1 protein-coding gene and 1 pseudogene are annotated in these 1,343 nt (G+C 31.0%); both read right to left on the bottom strand.

Annotated features, from left to right (window positions below; all coding sequences use genetic code 11):
• Nucleotides 1-952: pseudogene (locus tag HMPREF0077_RS09930) on the bottom strand (hypothetical protein); the annotation flags it as partial.
• Between the two features lie 9 nt (nt 953-961).
• Nucleotides 962-1,343, bottom strand: a 382-nt coding sequence (locus HMPREF0077_RS09925; protein WP_004837882.1) for a DNA methyltransferase, incomplete at its 5' end; no start/stop codon positions are given.

Below are 1,343 nucleotides of genomic sequence, written 5' to 3'. Positions count from 1 at the left end.
GGTCTTGAATTATTTTTTTATCTTCTTCATTTGCCTTATATGATAGATCTTTTCTTCTAAACTTCCCATTTAAAGATTTTAATTCTGCTTTTTCCCCTTTATCCTTAAACTGACTTTGAGATTGATAAAGTTTTTTAAAGGTGTTTTTTTGAAAGCTTTCTTTCCCTTTCTTACCAAGAATAGAATAACCATCCCAATTTTTTCTTTGCACATCAGAAGATGGTAAATACTTATAGTCATCTCTTGTATCCCTATAGGATACATTGCTATCACTAAAGTTAATGTCATAGCGATCTATTACACCATCATTATCTGAGTCCTGTGATAATGGATCATATGTTGAACTTACCTCTCTATTAAAATTCTTATCTTCTTTTCTAAATCTCCTTATTTTTTTATCTGGCACATCATTAAAACTTTCACTCTCAACGTTTTTCTTCAATTTTAAATTACTATTCCCCTTGCAATTTTTTTGGGGAGAAATGCTACTTTTTATATTAGAGTTAGTTGAAATTACTCCATCATTAAAATCTTCTTTAAAATTACTTAGCCTATATTCTGTTTCTTGCCCGTGATATTCACCATATCTACTTTCCTCATTTTCTTCCATTTTTCTATGCTGCCGTTGCGAATATTCCGGCTGATATTCATTATGATAGGAGGCTTCTGCAAATTTTTCCTCATGGATTTTTCTTTGTCTTCTTTCTCTATTTGGCTTTTCTTTTTCTTTGAATAAATCCTGACTATTTTCTTGCAAATGATCTGAGTAATATTTAGAGTTTTCAACATTATTGTCTATGTTGTTCCTGCTTTTTACTTTATTTATTTCTTTTTTTGAAAAATCTGATGGTATCTCTGTATTACTGAATTTTTCATTGCTTTCTTCTTTCTTTTCTGATATAAGCTTGGTCTTTGGTACATCTCTTGGGTTTACTTTCCCTTTCTTTTTCATACATACCTCCTATTTCATATTTTTCTCTATCCTTTCTTTAGCTATTTGACAGTAGTCTTTGTTTATGTCAATTCCAATATATTCTCTATCCATCCTAATAGCTACCATTCCAACAGTTCCTGAACCCATAAAGGGATCAAGAATTAAGCCTTTTTTAGGACATCCTGCTTTTATACAAAGTTCTACCAGTTTTGGTGGAAATACCGCATAGTGTTTTCCTTTAAATGCACTGGTGTTAATAGTCCAAATATCTCTATTGTTTCTAAACTTAGGGACATTATCTCCTATATATTCTCCATACTCTCTTGCTTCATTTATGCTCTGTCTTTTAGCTCCTGTACCTTCTTGTAAATACTTATTATTTTTTCCTCTTGCCCTCATATATCTTTTC

It is taken from the genome of Anaerococcus tetradius ATCC 35098, from assembly GCF_000159095.1.
Lineage (GTDB): Bacteria > Bacillota > Clostridia > Tissierellales > Peptoniphilaceae > Anaerococcus > Anaerococcus tetradius.
This window is presented reverse-complemented; position numbering and strand designations above follow the sequence as displayed.